The sequence below is a fragment of the Pseudomonas sp. SM4 genome, from assembly GCF_051913165.1.
GTDB lineage: Bacteria > Pseudomonadota > Gammaproteobacteria > Pseudomonadales > Pseudomonadaceae > Aquipseudomonas.
Genome location: NZ_JBODOE010000018.1, coordinates 134,624 through 141,489, shown reverse-complemented (window position 1 = coordinate 141,489; position 6,866 = coordinate 134,624). Strand labels below are relative to the sequence as shown.

General features: G+C 47.3%; 4 protein-coding genes. 3 read left to right on the top strand and 1 reads right to left on the bottom strand.

Features of this window, described 5'->3' with window-relative positions; translation table 11 throughout:
* Positions 1-248 precede the first annotated feature (248 nt).
* On the bottom strand, positions 249-1,415 hold the full coding sequence (locus ACQ4MY_RS26795; RefSeq protein WP_440097011.1) for a hypothetical protein: 1,167 nt from the start codon (positions 1,413-1,415) through the stop codon (positions 249-251).
* 811 nt (positions 1,416-2,226) lie between these two features.
* Between ACQ4MY_RS26795 and ACQ4MY_RS26790 the strand changes: the two genes are divergently transcribed.
* From ACQ4MY_RS26790 to ACQ4MY_RS26780, 3 genes are all read left to right on the top strand, one after another.
* Entirely contained in the window at positions 2,227-2,916 is a 690-nt protein-coding gene (locus tag ACQ4MY_RS26790; RefSeq protein ID WP_440097010.1) for a helix-turn-helix domain-containing protein, read from the top strand.
* A 235-nt stretch (positions 2,917-3,151) separates the two neighbouring features.
* The gene (locus ACQ4MY_RS26785; protein WP_440097009.1) at positions 3,152-5,350 is read left to right on the top strand and encodes a hypothetical protein; all 2,199 of its coding nucleotides are present in this window, start codon (positions 3,152-3,154) and stop codon (positions 5,348-5,350) included.
* Positions 5,351-5,484: 134 nt separating this feature from the next.
* Positions 5,485-6,513, top strand: a complete 1,029-nt coding sequence (locus ACQ4MY_RS26780) for a S1 family peptidase (protein WP_440097008.1) — start codon at positions 5,485-5,487, stop codon at positions 6,511-6,513.
* The last annotated feature ends 353 nt before the right edge of the window (positions 6,514-6,866 follow it).

Genomic DNA, 6,866 nt, shown 5'->3' with positions numbered 1-6,866 from the left:
ACCCCATCAATTCAACGGTGGGTTGGCGCCAGCTCGGGCCGAAGAAAAACTTAACGTCGTGTCCGGGATTAGTTGACTACTACATTTTCATCTCGCGGAAAGAGCCTATGCAGATGGGACCCGCAGACCGCTATTGGAGTATGAAGGCTGGCAGAAAGCGTGGAATTAGTGTTTGAGTAAGGGTGAAGTGAACGGCCAAAAGCTGCCATTCACTGAGTGTGGCGTAGGATGAACTAAAGGAGGGTGCGTCAGAACGGCATCCAGTCTGTGTGGGTCATTTGTTCACCTTCAAGTGTCAGAAAGCACTGGGTAAACATATCGGAGCCAGGCTGCACCGTGTTAGGCACCTCAAGTTCGCTCCATGGAATGACCAGCTGAATCAGTACGCTTTCCCTATCAGTGGACGGCGTCGCAGTGCTACCCACAGTGACGTAGCCATTCGGATCGTTAAAACGATTTTGGGTGTCGACGAGGTAGGACGCCTTATCGGTTGCAAAATAACAGGCTATACCAGCCTCCTTATCCTTCATCCTGGCCAAGTCTGCTCTGCCCAAAATCTGGAGCCAGAGTTTGTTGTTCGTATCTTTTACACGACGCGTGTAAAGGTCGTGAAAGAAAAGTGACGGTGGCAGCTTCCCCGCGGGGGTGGAGGTGCCGGGATTTTTAAAATCAAAACCTTCAGAAAATTCCTGTGGCTCCCAATTAACGATTGGGCCACCGTCCAAATCGGAAAAGTTCAGCCCGCCACCCGTGTTTGCTTTTCCGGCAGTTGTTGAGCCAGCAGCTTCAGTGGTGATGGATGGCTTGCCTTCACCAGGTTTAACCGGTGGTGGCGGCACACCTTGATAGCCTGCCTCGGCCAGAACTTTGATTTGTCGCTCAATGAAATCTGGTGCACAGGTCATCACATCACCGGTCGTCCAAACACACGCCGCCTGTGCGAGCCTTAGTTTTAGTTTGCCGGTTTGAACGGTGATACCTCCCATCTTGATCATTGCCGTGTCTTGGCCAATTTTGATCTGGGTGGCACCGGAGGAAACCTTCACGTAGTCCTTGATTACAATCGGCCGCTCACCGGTGATGGTGGGCACCACCTCTTTCTTGATCCATTTGAAGATGCCGGCCTGGGCGGTGCCAGTTGCACACAGCGCAGCAAGCACTACACGCAGTAGTCCAGTTGCCGATTTGTTTTTTGCTAGCCATTCAAACTCCTGGTCAATCGTATGGTTGGTCGGCCCGCGCCTGCAATCAGCTCGAGTGTAGCTGGCCAGAATCATCCGGACGCTGGTCGCGTCGATCAGGCCTACATCCCGAGGCTGTAAAACCGGGCTCACGGCATTAGCAAACTGTTTTGGCAACGATGAGTTTAGCGAGGGTTTGAAAGGGAGGGGGCAATTGCCTACGCGCAGTTTCATGGTGGTGACGAAGATGAAATGGTTGGCTCACAGCGCTACGCAGCAAGTTTGATTCAAGGTCTTTTGATAGAGATTCAGGTTCAGTTAGCGAAAGCCCCTTTAGCCAGTTAGGTTCTGTATAGGTCGCTCAGCTCGTTGGCCATATTCCAGCGGAGCTGGGTCCAATGCACGGTCTGACTAACTTGCCTCGTTTGTAAGCGTCCGGCATCCATTCGAGCCTGTTTTTTCATAGGCAGCTACGTCCCTGATCACGAGCTGACGAACGCACTGCTATATACACCAGTCGGGCGTTGGCCTACATGTACGAGCCTCCCGATGTAAGGCGAGGCTCTACAGGTCACGTACTTTTTTGTGCTTGTGTACGTCTAGATCGGGGGGTTTGGGTTTGTTCTCGGGTGTAACACGCCGGCGCTGGTCTTCCTTGCCAGAAGATTCAGCTATTGGTTTCGGGCGAGGTTTGATGCTCATATGGCTATCTCTCGTTGATTGATATGTACGCGCGGTTGCACTCTATATTCGCGTAGGTATCCACTCGGAAGTGGGACCTTGGGACTATAGATTGCATTTGTTCTGCTAGAGATTTCTCCCCCGGACGGGAATAGCAATGTCGCTGCTCATGCCACGCACCAGTGCCGCCGCTACAGATGAAAGAAGTACGCGTAGACCTATTTCGAAGGCTGGCCCGGATTTCTCTTTGCGGAGGCAGCAAAAGGCGCTAGTGGTTTGTCAGGTAGCTGTCGGGCTACTGTCGTGTAGATCTAGGCGTAGGAGTTCCACACTGTCTCCTTCGTAATCACTCTGGTATTTAGTTATGAATGATATTCCCTCTCAACCTCGTCTCCTTGCTCCTGACGAACTCGCAATGCTGATCAAAATTTGGCGAGAAATGCGCCAGTGGTCGCAAGAGACACTTGCAGAAATAGCCGGGGTAAACGTCCGTACGATTCAGCGTACAGAGTCAGGCAAGCCCGCGAGCCTTCATACTCGACGTGCGATAGCCCAAGCGTTCGGTTTTGAAGATATTGATCTGCTAAGCAAGCCAATGCATATCCCTACTGAAGATGAGCACGCGGCAGCCAAGGCAGAGTTTGAAAAAAAGAATCTTACATTGGAGGCGTTCCCTCTCTCGAATGGCAGACAATTGGCTGGACTAGTTCAGGATTCTTGGGGAGGCATCACGGAACCGGCGTTTGATTTACAACTTGATGCCGCAGAGACATTCGCGGAGATGGCTGATTACGTTAACGATTATCGAGACTGTGTCGAGCACTACAGCGAAGCCGCAAAGATAGAAGTTTATCGTGAGCTAGAGGAGTACATGGATCGGTTAAAAGCGCAAGGCGTCGGTATACGCTACGCGACCCGTGACGTGGAGGTGAGGTTGGGTACTGATAATAGTGAGTCGTTAGCGGTGAAAATTTTGTATCTGGTTGGATTTCCTGTTGGTAAGGAACCTAAACAATTTGCTACCCCTAGAGCATGGAAAATTGGATGTTGCTAGCGGTATTTTATCAGCGCACGCTCATGGGGGGGGCGAACTCCTTTTCTTGTGGCATGCGTCCAGCGAGCGGGCTGATTATCTCTGTGCGCAGGACGAAAAAAGTAAAGGAGGATACTTAAAACTGAGAGTTACATTATAGCCTCATGGAAAAGGTCTCAATAGGCAGCGAATAGACAGGGTGATGGCAAAACGATAGTGTCGACATTTCACGATGCTTCCAACTGGAGAGCTGGATATGGACGTCTTAGGCATAAAACTAAAGAATTGCTACGGTATACAACAACTTGAAGTATCGCTTAACTTCCTAGGCAGTCCAAAACTAAAAGGTAGCCCGGAAATTCCGCCTGGCTCTGCGTTCTCCATCTACGCACCGAACGGCTTCATGAAGACATCGTTGGCTCGAACATTTCTGGATTTTCAGGAGGGGCGAGACAGTCTAGATTTGGTATTCCCTGCGCGTCCAACTAGCAGGTCAATCACTTCCGATCCCGCTACGCCGATCACTCCAGAATCCGTCTTTGTGATCAAACCATATGTAGAGCGCTACGCGTGTGCTGGAACCTCAACACTTCTGGTAAACCCAAAGTTGAGGAGCGAATACGAGGAAGCGGTTCGGAATATCGAATCAACTCAAGAAGATCTTTTGAAGGCGTTAAAGGACGTCTCTGGCTGGCCGGGAAAAACATCACCTGCTTCTGAAATCAAAGAGATATTTCAATTCAAGAATTCATATGATTTCTTTTCAGAGTTGGCGGGTAATTTAGATGGAGATACTCGCTTTTCTGACTTGGTTTATTCCGAGATATTTAATGACAAAACTATTGCTGCGTTCAGAGCTGGTACTTTGCATGAGCAATTGCAGGAGTACATGTCAAAATTTCAGGAGCTTGTTGACAAGTCTCCGCTACTTAGCAAAAAATTTAACCATACCGGTGCAGCTGAAGTATCTAAGAGCCTACAGAGCAATGGTTTTTTTGATGCCAGCCATACGTTGAATATTTCGAATGGTGGTGAAAGATTAGAAATAAGTTCAGCGAAGGATTTAGAAGCGCTGGTTGTAGCAGAGAAGCAGCGCATACTGGGGGATAAGGAACTCTCCGCTAAGTTTGATGCCGTTGACAAGCAGCTTCAAAAAAATGCAGAGCTTAAGAAATTTCGTGAGTACCTGACTGAACATCCGGAGATTCTTACCGAGCTTGGTGACTTTAGTGGGTTCAGGAGAAAGGTGTGGAACTCTTATTTTAATATTGTCAACCCCGCGCTAAGTTCATTTGCCGCGGCCTTTTCTTCAGCAAAAGATGTGATCGCCGAGACGGCACGGCAAGCACAGGAGGAAAAGACAAAGTGGACGGCTGTGGTCTCCCAGTTTAACGAGCGTTTTTACGTACCCTTCAAACTATTAGTACAAAACCAGCAAGATGTCATTTTGAAGGGGGAGACTCCTAACGTGGTGTTTGAGTTTGAGGACGGACAAGGCACTTGCAGCGTCGTGGAAGACAAGCTCCTTCAGGTTCTCAGTCAGGGTGAAAAGCGAGCTTTATATATACTCAATGTATTATTTGAAATTCAAGCTCGATTAGAGTCAAAGCAGCACACTTTGCTAGTGATTGACGATATAGCTGACTCATTCGACTATAAGAACAAGTACGCAATTATTGAATACTTTAACGAAATCTCAAAAGTCCCATTTTTTAGGCTCGTATTTTTAACACATAATTTTGATTTTCACCGCGCGATAAGTAGTAGGTTGCAAATTTCTAGAAGTCGTAGGCTATTTGCCAAGAAAAATCATGGTGCGTTGAGTTTTGTGCAAGAAAAATATCAAAATAATCCTTTCGCAACTTGGAAGACAGGGCTGGCAAAAAATTCTGCCTTTCTTGTCGCCAGCATCCCTTTTGTAAGGAACTTGGCGGAGTACTGTCACGGTGTTGCTAGCCCGCACTACCTTAAACTCACATCATTGTTGCATATAAAGCCAGATAGTCAGACACTAACAATTGGGGACTTAGAGACCACATTTAAAGCTACGTTGTTGGATCAAGCTACTCTGTCGCTTCCAAATTCGGCTGAGCTTGCGTTACAGCTTATTTATGATGAGGCAGAGGCCTTAGCAGTTGGGGCTAACGATGATGTCGAGTTAGAGTCAAAAATTATTTTATCAATAGGTATCCGGCTAAAAGCTGAAGAGTTTATGATAGCTAAAATTAACGACCCTGTATTTGTTAATGCTATTAGTAAAAATCAGACATTTGAGTTGTATAGTAAATTTGTTGCAGCGTTTCCTCTCGCTATCAGCCAGATTGTGGTCTTGTCTCAGGTAAATTTGATGACGCCAGAAAATATCCATTTGAACTCATTCATGTACGAGCCGATTCTGGACATGTCAGCGCTTCATCTGTACGACTTATATGAGAAGGTGAAGGCTCTCGCTTGAATTGTCGAGATGCAGATGGGTGGGCTAGAGGCGTGTGATATGGTTTTGTCGGGCTACAGTAAGGTATGGGGGCGAACGCGCAATTCGTTGTGCAATAGCTTTATGTGTATTTCAAAGTAATTATAGGAACTATAATGTCCGCCGAGTCGCCTTACGAGTTATACAAAAAATACTCTAAAGCAATTGCTTATGTTGCAGTTGAGAAGCCGGATGGAGGTCAGGGGATTGGCACGGCTTTTCACGTGGGTGAAGGTTCTTTTGTAACGGCTCGACATGTCGTCGAAGGAAATAAAATATTGGAGATAGGTATTGATCAAGGTTATTACAGTGATATTTTAGTTCTTTCTAAAGGGCCTTTTTTTGCAGCAGGGGATGTCGATATTGCAGTGTTCAAAGTGGCAAATATTCCAAGTCATGCACCAGCTGTCCCTCTTGGCTCGCATATTGACGAATGGCTAGGCGCAGATGATTTTGTGTTAAGTGATGTGATTATCATGGGCTATCCCCCTATTCCTTTTTCGCGGCAGCCGCACTTGGTAGCTGCTCGTGGGGAGGTGAATGCCCAAGTCGGCCTGTGGCATGCAAAACATCCTCACTTTATAATTTCAAGCACCCCTCGGGGCGGGTTTAGTGGAGGAGTAGCAATATCTGAGGGAGGGTTTGCTCTGGGCGTAATAACACAAAGCCTATTAGTAAATGACTTGCCTGAACAGTTGGGATATATGGCAGTTCTTTCAATTGAACCGATTTACGCGACCTTGGGGTTGCACCGAATTTTGCCTTCGGACCAAGCTGATGGCTGGCTTGATATTTGGAGTTCCCAATCGGATGATTACGAGATCGCCGTGCAACAGGGTTATTGTACGCCGGTATCAGTAGATACGTTAGATGATGGGAAGCAGTGTGCATTTTCTATAAGCACTGATGATGTTGAGTTGCGCAATCAACTTATGGCAATTGCTAAGCGGACTTTCTGTGGTTTTGAAATGCAGGAAGTATTTCTCGATAAAGTTTCGCGTATTATTATAAATGATAACTTGGCTCAAACCCCCTCGCTCTTGTTGAAACTGAGAGGCGATTGCAAAGAGTATCTGCTGGACAATGGTTATCTACCTGCTTATCACCCCGATATCCAGAGAGACTATAGTGATGTCCCCTTTTAAAAAACAGATACTATTTTATGTCGTCGAATGAAACAAAATTGGCGATAGCGCTTATTAGGATGAATTGGGAAGAGCCGCTTTGGATCGCCCACGTATAAGCGCTATCGCCGAGAGGCAGCCTGGCCAGATGAGGTTGATGAGTTGAACCCCTATTTCTCGCCTCAACTAGCCGATTCCGTACCTCAGGCAATTCGTGATATCGAGCAATAACCGTTCATGGCAGGATTCTCAGGTTGTGACCCAATACCGAAAGCACTAGGCCAGGCAAGCGTGCGGCGCATATCTGTCTCCGTAGGCCAGTAGCGAGCAGGAAAATGTAAAGCATGATCTTTACATCGACTTATCAGGTAAGT